The sequence below is a fragment of the Metapseudomonas phytobenefica genome, assembly GCF_043392685.1.
GTDB lineage: Bacteria > Pseudomonadota > Gammaproteobacteria > Pseudomonadales > Pseudomonadaceae > Metapseudomonas.
On the sequence record NZ_JBHZGM010000009.1, the window covers coordinates 83910 to 99310 of the forward strand.

General features: G+C 66.9%; 12 protein-coding genes. 1 reads left to right on the forward strand and 11 read right to left on the reverse strand.

Annotation, left to right across the window (positions count from 1 at the left end):
* Window positions 1-75: 75 nt before the first annotated feature.
* From prfB to ACFW0B_RS10265, 11 genes are all read right to left on the reverse strand, one after another.
* Window positions 76-1171, reverse strand: a protein-coding gene (gene prfB / locus ACFW0B_RS10215) for a peptide chain release factor 2 (RefSeq protein ID WP_449147796.1) whose coding sequence is annotated in 2 segments (ribosomal slippage) — window positions 76-1098 and window positions 1100-1171 — 1095 coding nt in all. Because the reading frame shifts where the segments join, the coding sequence is not laid out codon by codon here.
* Window positions 1172-1304: 133 nt separating this feature from the next.
* Window positions 1305-2333, reverse strand: a complete 1029-nt coding sequence (locus tag ACFW0B_RS10220; protein ID WP_449147797.1) for a diguanylate cyclase — start codon at window positions 2331-2333, stop codon at window positions 1305-1307.
* 42 nt (window positions 2334-2375) lie between these two features.
* Entirely contained in the window at window positions 2376-3380 is a 1005-nt protein-coding gene (locus ACFW0B_RS10225) for a chemotaxis response regulator protein-glutamate methylesterase (RefSeq protein ID WP_449147798.1), read from the reverse strand.
* On the reverse strand, window positions 3377-5659 hold the full coding sequence (locus ACFW0B_RS10230; RefSeq protein WP_449147799.1) for a hybrid sensor histidine kinase/response regulator: 2283 nt from the start codon (window positions 5657-5659) through the stop codon (window positions 3377-3379). The genes ACFW0B_RS10225 and ACFW0B_RS10230 overlap by 4 nt, the downstream gene beginning before the upstream one ends.
* Window positions 5656-6342 carry a chemotaxis protein CheW gene (locus tag ACFW0B_RS10235; protein ID WP_449147800.1) on the reverse strand — a complete coding sequence of 229 codons (687 nt, stop codon included), beginning with the start codon at window positions 6340-6342 and terminating at the stop codon, window positions 5656-5658. Before ACFW0B_RS10235 ends, ACFW0B_RS10230 begins: the two co-directional genes overlap by 4 nt.
* Window positions 6332-7594 (reverse strand): CheR family methyltransferase, encoded by a 1263-nt coding sequence (locus ACFW0B_RS10240; RefSeq protein ID WP_449147801.1) that lies wholly within the window; start codon window positions 7592-7594, stop codon window positions 6332-6334. The genes ACFW0B_RS10235 and ACFW0B_RS10240 overlap by 11 nt, the downstream gene beginning before the upstream one ends.
* A complete protein-coding gene (locus tag ACFW0B_RS10245) occupies window positions 7591-8097 on the reverse strand; it encodes a chemotaxis protein CheW (RefSeq protein ID WP_449147802.1) in 507 nt (168 codons plus the stop codon). The genes ACFW0B_RS10240 and ACFW0B_RS10245 overlap by 4 nt, the downstream gene beginning before the upstream one ends.
* 9 nt (window positions 8098-8106) lie before the next feature.
* The gene (locus tag ACFW0B_RS10250) at window positions 8107-9735 is read right to left on the reverse strand and encodes a methyl-accepting chemotaxis protein (protein WP_449147803.1); all 1629 of its coding nucleotides are present in this window, start codon (window positions 9733-9735) and stop codon (window positions 8107-8109) included.
* Between the two features lie 292 nt (window positions 9736-10027).
* Window positions 10028-10717, reverse strand: coding sequence for a tellurite resistance TerB family protein (locus tag ACFW0B_RS10255; RefSeq protein WP_449147804.1), 690 nt, complete (start codon window positions 10715-10717; stop codon window positions 10028-10030).
* Between the two features lie 132 nt (window positions 10718-10849).
* Window positions 10850-12469, reverse strand: a complete 1620-nt coding sequence (locus ACFW0B_RS10260) for an MFS transporter (protein ID WP_449147805.1) — start codon at window positions 12467-12469, stop codon at window positions 10850-10852.
* 123 nt (window positions 12470-12592) lie between these two features.
* A complete protein-coding gene (locus tag ACFW0B_RS10265) occupies window positions 12593-14257 on the reverse strand; it encodes a GMC family oxidoreductase (RefSeq protein WP_449147806.1) in 1665 nt (554 codons plus the stop codon).
* 176 nt (window positions 14258-14433) lie between these two features.
* Here ACFW0B_RS10265 and ACFW0B_RS10270 point away from each other — a divergent pair, with 176 nt between their 5' ends.
* The gene (locus tag ACFW0B_RS10270; RefSeq protein ID WP_449147807.1) at window positions 14434-15327 is read left to right on the forward strand and encodes a LysR family transcriptional regulator; all 894 of its coding nucleotides are present in this window, start codon (window positions 14434-14436) and stop codon (window positions 15325-15327) included.
* The last annotated feature ends 74 nt before the right edge of the window (window positions 15328-15401 follow it).

Below are 15401 nucleotides of genomic sequence, written 5' to 3' on the forward strand. Positions count from 1 at the left end.
TAGGAGCGAGCCTGCTCGCGAAGCGCTCAAGCGGGTTCGCGAGCAAGAGCCGGGCTCCTGCAGGGAGGCTCCGCGTCAGAGCCCTTGTTTGAGGCTGGCCTCGAGGTATTCGTCCAGGTCGCCGTCCAGCACCCGGTCGCAGTCGCTGCGCTCGACGCTGGTGCGCAGGTCCTTGATCCGCGACTGGTCGAGTACATAGGAGCGGATCTGGTGGCCCCAGCCGATATCCGACTTGGAGTCTTCCAGGGCCTGGGAGGCGGCGGTGCGTTTCTGCATCTCCTGCTCGTACAACTTGGCCCGCAGCATCTTCATCGCGGTGTCCTTGTTGGCGTGCTGGGAGCGTTCGTTCTGGCACGCCACCACGGTGTTGGTCGGCACGTGGGTGATACGCACCGCGGAGTCGGTGGTGTTCACGTGCTGGCCGCCCGCGCCGGAGGAGCGGTAGGTGTCGATGCGCAGATCAGCCGGGTTGATCTCGATCTCGATGTTGTCGTCGATCTCGGGGGAGACGAACACCGCGGTGAACGAGGTATGGCGACGGTTGCCGGAGTCGAACGGGCTCTTGCGCACCAGGCGGTGCACGCCGATCTCGGTACGCAGCCAGCCGAAGGCGTACTCGCCCTTGATGTGCACGGTGGCGCCCTTGATGCCGGCGACCTCGCCCTCGGACAGTTCGACGATCTCGGCATCGAAGCCGTGCTTGTCGGCCCAGCGCAGGTACATGCGCAGCAGCATGTTGGCCCAGTCCTGGGCCTCGGTGCCGCCGGAGCCGGCCTGGATGTCCAGGTAGCAGTTGTTGGGGTCCATCTCGCCGCTGAACATACGGCGGAATTCCAGCCTCTCGAGGATCTCGCGCAGGCGTTCGATTTCGGCGGCGACGTCGTTGACCGCGCCTTCGTCGTTCTCCTCGACCGCCATGTCCAGCAGGTCGCGGGAGTCGGCCAGGCCGCCGGTGAGGTCGTCCAGGGTCTCGACGATCTGCGCCAGCTGGGCGCGTTCACGGCCGAGGTTCTGGGCGTATTCGGGGTTGTTCCAGACGTTGGGGTCTTCGAGTTCGCGGTTTACTTCGACGAGACGATCATGCTTCTGATCGTAGTCAAAGATACCCCCGAATAGACAGGGTGCGATCGGAGAGGTCCTTGATGCTGTTCAGGATCGGGTTGATTTCCATGGCTGGAAGCTCTCGCTGGCAAAACTTTCGGAAAAGCCGGCGAGTATACCCGAGTCACTGGATGCCGGCAGCATGCCAGCCGTGAATTGCGCCGATCCGGCGACGCACGGACCCGCCCCGCTCCGCCTCCCCGTCAGGGCCCGGTGTCCACCTCCGCCATGGCCACCTGATTGCGGCCGTTGTTCTTGGCCCGGTACAGCCCCTGATCGGCCAGGTCTACCAGGACCAGGGAAGACTGGCCCAACTTCGGCGTCAGGGTGGCTACGCCGACGCTGACGCTCAGCACCGAACCCGGTGCCGGCAGGTCGTGGTGGATGCACAGGGCCTCCACCGTGCGCCGCACCTTCTCCGCCAGCAGGCGCGCGCCGCCGGCAGCAGTTCCCGGCAGGACCATGGCGAATTCTTCGCCGCCGTAGCGTGCGGCCAGGTCCGTGGCGCGGCTGCAGCAGGTGCGGATCGCTTCGGCGACCCGGCGCAGCGCATCGTCGCCGGCCACATGACCGAAGTTGTCGTTGAAGGCCTTGAAGTGGTCCACATCGATCATCAGCAGCGACAGTTCGTTCTGCTCGCGCAACGCGCGGCTCCATTCCATGTCCAGGTATTCGTCGAAGTGGCGGCGGTTGGACAGGCCGGTGAGGCCGTCGGAGTTCATCAGCCGCTGCAGCACCAGGTTGGTTTCCAGCAACTGCTGCTGGCTTTCCCGCAGGGCGCGATAGGCCTCGTCGCGCTGCAGCAGGGCGACGTAGGAACGGGAGTGGTAGCGGATGCGCGCCACCAGCTCGATGGCGTCCGGCAGCTTGACCAGGTAATCGTTGGCCCCGGCGGCGAAGGCCGCGCTCTTCACCCTGGGCTCTTCCTTGGTCGACAGGACGATGATCGGCACCTCGCGCAGGGCCGCCACGCCACGGAGTTCGGCCAGCAGGCTGAGGCCGTCGACGCCGGGCATCACAAGGTCGAGCAGGATCACCGTCGGCTTGATCTGGCGGGCCATGGCGATGGCCTGCTGGGGATCGGAGCAGAAATGGAAGTCGATGCCCGGCTCGCCGACCAGGGCGCGGCGCACAGCCTCGCCGATCATCGCCTGGTCATCCACCAGGAGGACCATCGCCCCGCCACCGCCTGGGGAAGTCTCATCCATCTGACTTCGATAAGGGTATTGCATATGACTCTCCGGGCCCGCCGGGCCTAGCTTGATGCTTCGAATTCAACCAATCACTTCGACCAGCCGGGGCGCGATTCGCTCCAGCGCGAGTATCTCCACCGCTGCGCCGATGGTCGCGGCGGCCTTGGGCATGCCATAGACGGCGCTACTGTCCCGGTCCTGGGCGATGGTCAGAAAACCCTTGTCGCGCATGCGCTTGAGGCCTTCCGCGCCATCGCGGCCCATGCCGGTGAGCAGCACGCCAATGGCCTCTCCCTTCCAGTGCGCCACCAGGCTGTCGAAGAAGACGTCGATGGAGGGACGGTAAACATGGCTGGCGGGCTCGGCGGTATAGGCCAGGGAGCCGTCCTTCAGCAGCCTCAGGTGATTGTTGGTGCCGGCCAGGAGAACGGTCCCCGGCTGCGGCGCTTCTCCCTCCCGCGCCAGGCGGACGGGGAGACTGGATTCACTGGCCAGCCAATCGGCCATACCGGCGGCGAAGACTTCGTCCACGTGCTGGACCAGCACCACGGACGCCGGGAAATCCGCCGGCAACTGCTTGAGCAGCTGCGCCAGGGAAGCCGGGCCGCCAGCGGAGGCGCCGATCGCCACCAGACGCTGACCGCCGGGGCGCCGCGCAGGTGGCTCGGCGGCGCCACGGCCACGGTTGTCGCGCTGGCCCACCAGCCAGCTGATGTTATGGATCTTGCGCAGCAACTGCGCGGCTTCCTGGGCCTGGCCGCTGCCGAGTCCCGGGGTGTTCACCGCGTCCAGGGCTCCGTGGCCCATGGCTTCGAACACCCGGTGCATGTTCTGCTCAATGTCCACGGTGACGATGAGAATGGCGCAGGGGCTGCGGGCCATGATCTGCCGGGTCGCCTCGACCCCGTCCATCTCCGGCATCAGCAGGTCCATCAGCACCACGTCCGGCACGTCCCGGCTGCAGCACTCCACCGCTTCCACGCCATTGGCCGCGACCCAGGCGATCTGGTGCGCTGGCTCCAGGGCAAGGGCCCGGCGCAGCGCTTCCACCGCCAGGGGCATGTCGTTGACTATCCCTATCCTCACCCTTGCGCCTCCCCGATCAGCATGACCACCGCATCCAGCAACGCTTCGTCGTGGAAGCTGGCCTTGGCCAGATAATAGTCGGCGCCGGCATCCAGCCCGCGGCGACGGTCCTCTTCACGATCCTTGTAGGACACCACCATCACCGGCACGGACCGCAGGCGATTGTCGCGACGCACCAGGGTGACCAGCTCGATGCCGTCCATGCGCGGCATGTCGATATCAGTGATGAGCAGGTCGAAATGCTCGGAACGCAGGGCGTTCCAGCCGTCCATGCCGTCCACCGCCACCGCCACCTCGTAGCCACGGCCAACCAGCAGCTTGCGTTCCAGTTCGCGCACGGTGAGGGAATCGTCCACCACCAGCACGCGCTTGCGCTGGGCCCCCGCGCCTTGGCGCCCGCTGCGGTCGACCCGTTCCAGGCGGCCGCTGCCGAGCAACTTGCCGACGGACTTGAGCAGGTCCTCGACGTCGAGGATCAGCACCGGCCGACCATCGTCCAGCAGGGCCCCGGCGGACAGGTCCTGGACCTTGCCCAGGCGCGGGTCCAGCGGCATCACCACCAGGGTGCGCTCGCCAAGGAAGCGTTCCACGGCCACGCCGTAGCAGGTGTCGCGCTCGCGGATCAGCACCACCGGAATGCCGTGCTCGTCGCGCTTGCCTTCGGCGCACTGGAGGATCTGGCTGGCCGAAACCAGTCCCACGTGCCGGCCTTCGTGCCAGAAGTGCTGGCGGCCTTCGAGCTGGACGATATCCTCGGACTGCAGCCGGGTCATGCGTTCGATATGGGCCAGCGGGAAGGCGTAGGCCTCGCCGCCCACCTCCACCACCAGGCTGCGCACCACCGACAAAGTCAGCGGTACTTCGATATGGAAGGTGGCGCCCTGCCCGCTGCGCTGCTCCATGCGCACGCCGCCCCGCAACTGGCGCACCATGTGCTGCACCGCGTCCAGGCCGACACCACGCCCGGACACCTCGGTGACCTGGTCGCGCATGCTGAATCCCGGCAGGAAGAGGAAGGCCAGCAGTTCCTCCTCGGTCATCCGCAGCGCCGTTTCGGGGCTGGCGAACTGCCGCGCGACCACCGTATCACGCAAGCGTTCCAGGTCGACCCCAGCGCCATCGTCGGCCAGTTCCAGCAGGAGCATCCCGGCATGGTGGCGGGCATGCAGGCGGATCACGCCCTCCTCCGACTTGCCCAGGCGCCGGCGCACCTGCGGGCTTTCGATGCCGTGGTCGACGGCATTGCGCAACAGATGCGTCAGGGGCGCTTCCAGGCGCTCCAGCACGTCGCGATCGACCTGGGCGCTCTCGCCGCTCACCTCCAGCCGCACCAGCTTGCCCAGGGAGCGGCCAAGGTCACGGACCATCCGCGCCTGCCCCGCCAGCACGTCGGCGAAGGGGCGCATGCGCGAGGCCAGTGCGGCATCGTAGAGCAGTTGCGCACGCTGGCCGCCCTGCCAGCCGAACTCATCGAAATCGGCCATGTAGCCGGCGAGCATCTGCTGGCATTCGCCCAGCAGTTGCCGCGCCTCACCCAGCATGGCCTGGGCCTGCGGGTCCAGGGTGCCGTCCAGCACCGACTCGCGGGCCGTATCCAGCGCCCGGCTGGCGCTGGCCTGGAGGCGCTTGAGGCGATGCAGGACGTCGTTCAGCGGCTTGATGCGCTGGAACTCCACCAGCGACTTGCTGGAAATATCCAGCAGGTGATCGAGGCGCTCCGCGCTGACCCGCAACACCCGGTCGCGGGCCTCGTTGCCGGTGTCGCCGGGGATGGGCGCCTCCGCCTCGCGCGGCGCGGGCTCCGCGGGATGCGGCGGTGGCGGTTCGGCAATACTCGGCGGGGGAATGACCGGCTCGACGAGCTCCCCGGCCGCCGGAGGACTGTCCACGGGCAGCCCCTGCAACCGGGCGATCAGCGCTTCGATGGTCTCGCGCCCGGCGCTCTCCGCCCAGCCGGCTTCGGCGCCAATGCGCAGCAGCAGGTCGGAACCCTGCAGCAGCGCATCGATATTGTCCGGCTGCAGGCGGACATGGCCCTGGTGGGCAGCCTCCAGCAGGTCCTCCATCACGTGGGCGACCCGTACTCCGGCATCCAGCCCGACGATCCTCGCCGCGCCCTTCAGGGAGTGGGCCGCGCGCATGCAGGCTTCCAGCTGGTCGGCCTGGGTCGGATTGCGTTCCAGCACCAGCAGCCCGGCGTTCAGTGCCTGGGTCTGGGCTTCGGCCTCCAGCCGGAACAGTTCCAGCAGGGACGCATCGCGCATCTGCTCCGGGGTCATGCCAGGCTCCTTGCCATGGCCTGCAGCAGCAGGCCCTCATCCAGCAGCGTGATGCTGCGTTCGCGCCACTGCACCACGCCCGTGGCGAACTGGCGGGCCGCCAGGTCCGGTGCGCGGCCGGGGTCGACCACGGCATCCAGGGGAATGCCGTGGATACCGTCCACTTCATCCACCGGCGCCACCAGCGGGCCGCCCGGGCTGGCGAAAATCAGCATCCGGGGCACCACGCGGCGCTCGTCATGGGTCTCGGCGCCCTTCTCCAGCCCCAGCAGTTCCAACAGGGACAGGCAGGCCACCAGTGCACCGCGGACGTTGGTCACCCCCAGCAGAGCCAGGGCGCGCTGGTGCGGCAGGGAGTGGATGGGGCTGACCGCCGCCACCTCCACCAGGCTGCGGGTGGCGATGCCCAGCCATTGCTCGCCCAGGCGGAACACCAGTGTGGAGCGGCGTTCGCGGCCATCTTCTTCGGCGTCGTCCACTGAGCTGTCGGTGTCTTCGCGAATCAGCGCATAGCGGTCGAGCAGCAGGGTGGCGGCCGCGGCATGCACCTCGCAATTGCGGCAATGGACATGAGCGGCCAGGCGCTCGCAGGATTTGTCACCGTGGATGCCGATGCGATTCCAGCAGTCGTCCACCGCTGGCAGCTGGTCGCTGGCGATCAGGGGCAGGCGGTTATCGGCCATGGTTGTTCACTCCCCGGCTGGCGCGCTGTTGCAGGCGCCGTGCGCCGGCCCGGTCGCCCCGTGCGGCGAGCAGCGCTGCCAGGTGGGCCAGTGCTTCGGCGTGCTGCGGCGCCAGGTAGAGCGCCTTGCGGTAATAGTCCTGCGCCTCATCCGCCTTGCCGGCCACGTCACTGAGCAGCCCGAGCCAGTAGAAGGCATCCGCCGAGGGGCCATGGGCAGCCAGGAAGGCTTCGCAGGCACGGCGTGCTTCCTCGCTGCGACCACTGTTGGCCAGGCTGACGATATTCGCCAGGGTGGCCTCTGGCCCCTCTCCGCCGGCGGCCGTTCGGGCCTGCCCGGGCTTTGGCTGCGTGGGTTTCGGCATCGGCGGACGTGGTCGGGACGGAACGCGAGCAGGCGCCGGCGCGGCCACTGTAGCAGCAGGCGCCGGAACCTGGGGCCGGCTCGGCTTTGCCGCCTGGGATGGCCCATGACGGAACACGAAGGCCTGTGGATAACCCAGCGGCTGCATGCCCTGCTGGCTGAGCAGGCTGGCCTCGGCGGGGCCGATGAACATCGCACCGTCACGCTGCATCAGGCGCTTGAGTACCTCCAGCACGGCGCTCTGGGTGGGCCGGTCGAAATAGATCAGCAGGTTGCGGCAGAACACGAAATCGTAGGGCGGCTCCCCGGCGAGCAGGCCGGGCTCCAGCAGGTTGCCGCGCAGGAAGCGCACCCTGGACGCCACTTGCCGGGTCACGGCGTGGCCCTCGCCCGAAGGCAGGAAGTAGCGGTCGCGAAAACCCAGGTCATCGCCCCTGAACGAGTTGCGCCCATACACACCCTGGCGCGCACGTTCCAGCACCCGCTCGCTGATATCCACCGCATCCACTTCGAACAGCCCCGGGGCCAGGCCGGCATCGAGCAGCGCCATGACGATGGAAAACGGTTCTTCCCCCGTGGAACAGGGCAGGCTGAGGATGCGCAACGGACGGCCGGGGGCCAGCGCCGGCAGCCGATCGAGGGCCAGGCGGCCGAGGGCTGCGAAGGATTCGGGATAGCGGAAGAACCAGGTTTCCGGCACCACCACCGCCTCCACCAGCGCCTGCTGTTCGGCGGGCGAAGCGTTCAGGGTGGTCCAGTAGGCGTCCTCGTCACGGCTGGCGCAGGCGTGCATGCGCTGGCGCACCGCACGCTCGATCACCACCCGGCCGACGGACTCCGCCTCCAGGCCGATGCGGTGCTTCAGCAGGGTTTCGAAGCGCTCGATCATGCCGCGCCCTCCGTCGTCGGAAAGAGCAAGGCGCGCACCTCGTCCGGCATCAGGTCGGCAACGCGGATGCGCTGCACCAGGCCGTCGGCGGCCTGGTAGACCGGCCCCAGGTAGCGCGCTGCGCCCTGTTCCAGGCCGTAGTCGCGGAACTCATCCGGATGGCAGCGCAGGGTATCGGTGGCCTGTTCCAGGATGAGCCCGAGCCAGCGGCCCTGCCCTTGCAGCGGATAATCCACCAGCACCAGCCGGGTGCTGGTGCGCGCCCGGGACGGCTGGCCGAAGGCGAGTGTTCCCAGGTCCAGAACCGGCACCAGCACGCCCCGGTGGGAAAACACCCCGGCGACCCACTCGGGCGCCTCGGGCACCTGCTTCAGCCGGCGCAGGGGCAGGACCTCCACCACTTCATGGACGTCCAGCGCATAGCGGTCGCCACCCATGCGGAACTGCAGGTAGAGCCGGCCCCTGGCGGTGCGGGCCGGCGTTCGGGTTCGATTCGGGCCCATGGTGCCGACTCAGACCTTGAAGCGGCTGACGCCGGTCCGCAGGCCGTTGGCCACCAGGTTCAGTTCGTCGATGGCGGAGCTGGCCTGGCGCAGGGATTCCACCGTCTGCCCGGTGGCCTCGCCCAGTTGCACCAGCGCCTGGTTGATCTGCTCGGCGCCGGTGGCCTGGGCCTGCATGCCCTCGTTGACCATCTGCACCCGCGGCGCCAGCGCCTGCACCTGCTGGATGATCTGCGACAGCTGCTCGCCCACCTGGCCGACTTCGGCGATACCGCGACGGACTTCCTCGGAGAACTTGTCCATGCCCATGACCCCGGCGGACACCGCCGACTGGATCTCGCGCACCATCTGCTCGATGTCGTAGGTCGCCACGGCGGTCTGGTCAGCCAGGCGGCGCACTTCGGTCGCCACTACGGCAAAGCCACGGCCGTACTCGCCGGCCTTTTCCGCCTCGATGGCGGCGTTCAGGGACAGCAGGTTGGTCTGGTCGGCCACCTTGACGATGGTGGTGACCACCTGATTGATGTTGCCAGCCTTCTCATTGAGGATCGCCAGCTTGGCGTTCACCAGCTCGGCTGCGCCCATCACCTGGTGCATGGTGTCTTCCATGCGCGCCAGGCCAAGCTGGCCGGAGCCGGCGAGGACGGAGGTCTGCTCGGCGGCGCCGGACACCTCGGCCATGGTGCGCACCAGGTCGCGGGAGGTGGCGGCGATTTCCCGCGAAGTAGCACCAATCTCTGTGGTGGTGGCGGCGGTTTCGGTGGCAGTGGCCTGCTGCTGCCTGGAGGTCGCGGCAATCTCGGTAACCGAGGTGGTCACCTGCACGGCCGAGCGCTGGGCCTGGGAAACCAGCGTCTTGAGCTCCTCGGCCATGCTGTTGAAGCCGGTCTCGATGGCGTTGAATTCGTCCCGGCGCTTGAGGTCCAGGCGGGTGGACAGATCGCCGCTCCCCATGATCCGCAAGGTATCGACGATACCGCCGACCGGGCGGGTGATGGCACGCAGCAGCAGCAGGCCGCAGACGGACGCGGCGGCAATGGCCAGCACCAGGGCGATGAGCATGCTGCGTTCGGCACTGCGTACCGAAGTGATGATTTCGGCGATCGACGCCTCGCTCAACTCGCGGTTGATCTCGATCAGGTCGTTGAGCTTCTCGCGGCCTTCGCCCCACCGCTCCACCAGAGCGCCCTCGAACGTGGCACTGGCCGCGTCGAACTTGCCGTCGTCCAGGTTTGCCAGCGCCTGGGCCTGATGCATCCCGTACGCCTTGCGCAGATCGGTGAAGGTCTTGAACTGCTCGCGATCGACATCGTCGCTGATGGTGCGGTCGTAGGCTTCGATCGCCTCATCGAGCTCGGCGCTGCTCTCCTCCAGATCCTTGCGGTCGGTGTGATAGATAGCACCGCGCCAATCGCCGTCGCGGTGCAGGAGCGCCTGGGTACGCAGGAGGTTTTCGGTCCATTCGCTGCGAACCTTGCTGATGAAATACATGCCGGGCACGGAATCCTTCAGGACCCGGTCACCCTCCTGCTCGATATTCCTCAGCTGCAGGTAGGACATGCCGGCCATCAGCAGCATGATGGCGATGATCACCGCGAAACTTGCCTGGATACGCAAGCGAACAGTCCAGTTCTTCACATTCTTCCCCTTTACCCGTGCCAGGTTTCTTGCAGGCCTGCGGCCAAATGCGGCGACTCTAGAGACAAGCTCGGCGACTCGCAATCGCCACGAAGCATGGAATTTCGTCGCCAGAATGTCGGCGGCACGAAACCATTGGGGAGTTTGGCAGAAAGTTGCCGAATTGCAGGGAGGGGATGCGCGTGGGGAGCGAACCCAGAACGGGTAGGAGCGAGCTTGCTCGCGAACAGTCCATCACACGACCTTTCGCGAGCAAGCTCGCTCCTACAGCTAAATGTACCGGCGGATTCGGTCAGGCCAGTTCCTGACGAACCTGCTGTTCGAGTTCGGCCTTGAGTGCCGGATCGAGGCGCAGCTGGCGGGCCAGTTCCTCCAGGTAGGCGCGCTCCATGAAGTGCTCCTCGTCCACCATCAGCACGCTGGCCAGGTACATTTCCGCGGCCATTTCCGGCGTGCTGGCGGCGCGGGCCACTTCGGCCGGGTCCAGCGGCTTGTTCAACTCGGCATCCAGCCAGTGACGCAGCTCGGCGTCCTGGGTCAGCTTGGCCAGCTCTTCCTCGATCAGCTGGCGCTCGCGGGCGTCCACATGGCCATCGGCCTTGGCCGCCGCCACCAGAGCCTTGAGGATGGCCTGGCTGTGCTGCTCCGCCTGCAGTGCGGGCAGGCGATCGAGGGTGCGCGGCTCGTTCTGCGGCGCCGTCGCCTGCTGCGCCTGCCAGTTGCCGTAGGCCTTGTAGGCCAGCACCCCGAGCGCCGCCAGGCCGCCATAGGTCAGTGCCTTGCCGCCCAGCTTGCGCGCACTCTTGTTGCCCAGCAGCAGCCCCAGGGCTCCCGCCGCCAGGGCACCGCCGCCGGCGCCCTTGAGCAGGCTGCCGAGGTCGCTGCCATTGCCGGATTTGCCGGCGGATTTGCCGGCCGCCTTCTGTTGCAGCAGGTCCTGGCCGGATTTCAGCAGTTGGTCGAGCAGTCCACGGGTAATCATCGATGCCTCCAGGTCATTCCAGACTCACAGATCGACCGACTCTAGCCGCAGGGATTCCCGGTCGCAGGGGGCAGAGTGCTTCCAGATATTGCCGGTCGATCGCGAATGAATTCGCCCCCAGAGGGAGACGCGCTACCTGTGGATATCCGTATGCCGCGTTTCGCGCAGAAACAACAGCGCGCAGACCAGGCTGCCACCGGTGATCAGCACCGGGTACCAGAGGCCGTGGAAGATGTCGCCGGTATACACCACCAGGGCGAAGGACACCGTCGGCAGGAAACCGCCGAACCAGCCATTGCCGATGTGGTACGGCAAGGACAGCGAGGTGTAGCGGATGCGGGTCGGAAACAGCTCGACCATCAGCGCCGCCAGCGGGCCGTAGCAGAGGGTGGAAATCAGGATCAGGGCGAAGAGGATGGCGATCACCATCGGCCTGTCGATCTGCCCGCTGTCTGCCTGCTGGGGATAACCCGACGCCTTCACCGCCGCCGCCATGGCCTCGGCGTCGAAGCCGCTGATCTCGGTGTCGCCGATCCGCACCAGCACCTCGCTGCCGGCCGCCGCGGCCTCACTGGAATAGGGCAGCCCGCGCTTAACCAGGAAGGTCTTCACCTTGTCGCAGGGGCTGTCGAATTTCGCCTTGCCCACCGGATCGAACTGGAAGGTACAGGTGGCCGGATCGGCGATCACGGCGATCGGCGCCTGCTGGCTGGCCTGGTGGATGGCGGGGTTGGCGTAATGGGTCAGCGCCTTGAACAGCGGGAAGTAGCACAGGGTGGCCAGCAGCAGGCCAGCCAGCAGCACCGGTTTGCGGCCGATGCGGTCGGACAGCCAGCCGGCGACGATGAAGAACGGCGCACCCAGCACCAGGGCGACTATCAGCAGGCCATTGGCGGTGCCGCCGTCGACCTTGAGCACCTGGGTCAGGAAGAACAGCACATAGAACTGCGCGGTGTAGAAGGTCACCGCCTGTCCGGCGTTGATGCTGAAAAGCGCGGTCAGCACCACCTTGAGGTTGCTCCAGTTGGTGAAGGACTCGCGCAGCGGCGCCTTGCTGCACTTGCCCTCGGCTTTCATCTTCAGAAAGGCCGGCGACTCGTGCATGGACAGGCGAATCCAGGTGGAAATGCCCAGCAGCACGATGGACAGCAGGAACGGCAGGCGCCAGCCCCAGGTTTCGAACTGGTCGCCGGTCAGCTCGCGGCAGGCCAGGATCACCAGCAGCGAGAGCAGCAGGCCGAGGGTGGCGGTGGACTGGATCCAGCTGGTATAGCTGCCGCGCTTGTTGGCCGGGGCGTGCTCGGCGACATAGATCGCCGCGCCACCGTACTCGCCGCCCAGCGCCAGGCCCTGGAGCATGCGCAGGCAGACCAGGAGGATGGGCGCCGCCACGCCAATGGAGGCATAGGTGGGCAGCAAGCCCACGGCGAAGGTGGACAAGCCCATCAGCAGGATGGTGACCAGGAAGGTGTACTTGCGCCCGATCATGTCGCCCAGGCGACCGAACACCAGTGCCCCGAACGGGCGCACCAAGAAGCCGGCGGCGAAGGCCATAAGGGCGAAGATGAAAGCCGTGGTGTCGTTCACCCCGGCGAAGAACTGCTTGCTGATCACGGCGGCCAGGGCGCCATAGAGGAAGAAGTCGTACCACTCGAACACTGTGCCGAGGGAGGAAGCGAAGATCACCTTGCGCTCCTCCTGGCGCGTCGTGGCGGGCAACTCATCAGCGGGAGTCGTTACGTACTCGGTCATTGCGGCTCTCCTGCCCCTTGTGGGGGCTCTTGTTGTTGTGGATGCCTTTCCTGATCAGCCTCGACCACCACGGCGCAGGACGCCGCGCGATGCTGGATGTCACGGGCGGCGAAGGTCCTTCGCTCAAACCCCGATGCTTTCCTTCACCTTGCCCACCGTTGCCGCGCCCAGCCCGAGGACACGCTGCTGCTCGGCGAGGATCAATTGCGCTGCCTTCTCGGCGATCACCAGTACCGGCGAGCAGGTATTGCCGGAGGTCAGGCTGGGCATGATCGAGGCATCGGCGATGCGCAGGCCGGGGATGCCGTGCACCCGCAACTCGGCATCCACCACTGCATCGAGACCCTGGCCCATGCGGCAGGTGCCGGCCGGGTGGAAGATGGTGGTGCCGATCTCGGCGGCGGCGCGGTGCAGGTCTTCTTCGCTCTGGTAGCCCGGGCCGGGCTTGTACTCCTCCGGCTGGTAGGTGGATAGCGCCGGTGCGGCGACGATGCGCCGGGTCAGGCGGATGGCATCGGCGGCCACCGCCAGGTCGCGTGGGTCGCTCAGGTAGTTGGGCTGGATCGACGGCGCCAGGGCCGGGTCGGCGGAACGGATGCGCACCGTGCCACGGCTGTGCGGACGCAGGTCGCAGACCGACGCGGTGAAGGCCGGGAAGTCGTGCAGCGGCTCGCCGAAGCGGTCCAGCGACAGGGGTTGCACGTGGTATTCGAGGTTGGCCGAAGGCTGCTGCGGATCGGAGCGGGCGAAGGCTCCCAACTGGCTAGGCGCCATGGACAGCGGACCGCTGCGGTCCAGCAGGTAGCGTATGCCCATGCCCAGCTTGCCCCACAGGCTGCCGGCAATCTGGTTCAGGGTCGGCACGCCGCTGACCTTGTAGACCATGCGTAACTGCAGGTGGTCCTGGAGGTTCTCACCGACGCCCGGCAACTCGTGCGCCACGCCTATGCCGAGACACTCCAGCAAGGCGCGCGGTCCGATGCCAGAGCGCTGCAAAAGGCAGGGCGTGCCGATAGCGCCAGCGCTGAGGATGATCTCGCGGCGCGCCTCGATGCGCTGCTCGCCGCCCCGCCAGTTCACCAGCAGCGCCTTGGCGCGGCCATCTTCGAGGACCACCCGGAGCACTTCCGCCTGGGTCAGGACCGTCAGGTTCGGGCGATGGCGGATGCCACGCAGGAAACCCTTCGAAGCGTTCCAGCGCACGCCGCCGCGCTGGTTCACCTGGAAATAGCCGCAGCCTTCGTTGTCGCCGCCGTTGAAATCCTCGACGCTGGCGATGCCGGTCTGCGCGGCCGCCTGCTGGAAGGCATCCAGCAGTTGCCAGGACAGGCGCTGGCGCTCCACCCGCCACTCACCGCCTGCGCCGTGCAGTTCGCTGGCGCCGCCGAAGTGATCCTCCATCCGCAGAAACAGCGGCCACAGCTCTTTCCAACTCCAGCCGGCGTTACCTTCGGCGGCCCAGCCGTCGTAGTCGCGGGCCTGGCCGCGCATGTAGATCATCCCGTTGATCGACGAGCAGCCGCCGAGCACCTTGCCGCGCGGATATTTCAGCGCGCGGCCGTTGAGACCGGGAACCTCGTCGGTATTGAAGCACCAGTCGGTACGCGGATTGCCGATGCAATAGAGGTAGCCGACGGGGATGTGAATCCAGGAGTAGTTGTCCGCGCCACCGGCTTCCAGCAGCAGGACGCGATTGGCCGGGTCGGCGGAAAGCCGGTTGGCCAGCAGGCAACCGGCAGGACCGGCGCCGACGATAAGGTAGTCATAGGTATCCAATACCCCGGACATGGCGAGCCTCGTCTTGTCGTTGTTTTCGAAGGCCGTCGGACGGGCGGCAACTGACCGCCAGGTCGCGAACGTCTTGAGGCTAGCCGCTCATTCACGATAAAAAAACGACCGTTTCGGGACAGCTGCTGTTAGTTTTCTAACAACGTCCTCCCCTTTCCCTGCCAAGGACCGCTGCCATGTTCGACTGGAACGACCTGCGCTTCTTCCTCGAATTGCAACGCAGCGGCCGCCTGCTCACCACAGCCAAGCGCCTGAACACCACTCATGCAACGGTGGCGCGGCACATCGAGAACATCGAGCGCGACCTCGGCACGCAACTCTTCGCCCAGCACACCGGCGGCTACCAGCTGACGCCCGCGGGTCAGGCCCTGCTCAAACATGCCGAGGCCATGGAGAACGCCGCCTTGCTGGCCCAGGAAGAGATGAGCCAGAGCATCTCGCCGCTGGGGCAGATCCGCATCGGCGTCACGGAGGGCCTGGGCAGCATGTTCCTTGCCCCGCGCCTGGCCGGACTGATGCGCCAGTATCCGGGGCTGGAAGTTGAGCTGGTCTCGGTGCCGCGCTTCGTCAGCATCACCAACCGCGAGGCGGACATCGCCATCTCCCTCGACCGGCCCAATGCCGACCTGGTGATCACCCGCTCGCTGACCCGCTACCGTCTCAGCCTGTTCGCAAGCCCGGCCTACCTGGAGCAGGCGCCGCCGCTGGACAAGCGCGACGACCTGGGCAAGCACCAGTGGATCGGCTATGTCGACGACCTGCTGTTCAGCCAGGAGCTGATGTTCCACCACAACTTCTGCCGCCACCCTCACGTGGTGTTCCGCAGTACCAGCGTGGTCGCCCAGCAGCAAGCGGCCCAGTCCGGTCTCGGCCTGGCCATCCTCCCGTACTTCATGGGCAGTCGCGATCCGCAGCTGGTGCCGGTCCTGCCGGAGGAATACATCGAACGCGAGTACTGGATGAGCACCCGCCGCGAACTGCACCGCTCCGTGCGCCTGCGGGTGGTGTGGGACTTTCTGATGGAGCTGTGTGAGCGGGAGCGAGAGTTGCTGCTCGGAGAACCCCTGTAGGAGCGAGTAGCTGGATGAAATCCGGGAGCGGCGAACCTCCCGAACTACAACGGCGCGGCACAAACCTGTAGGAG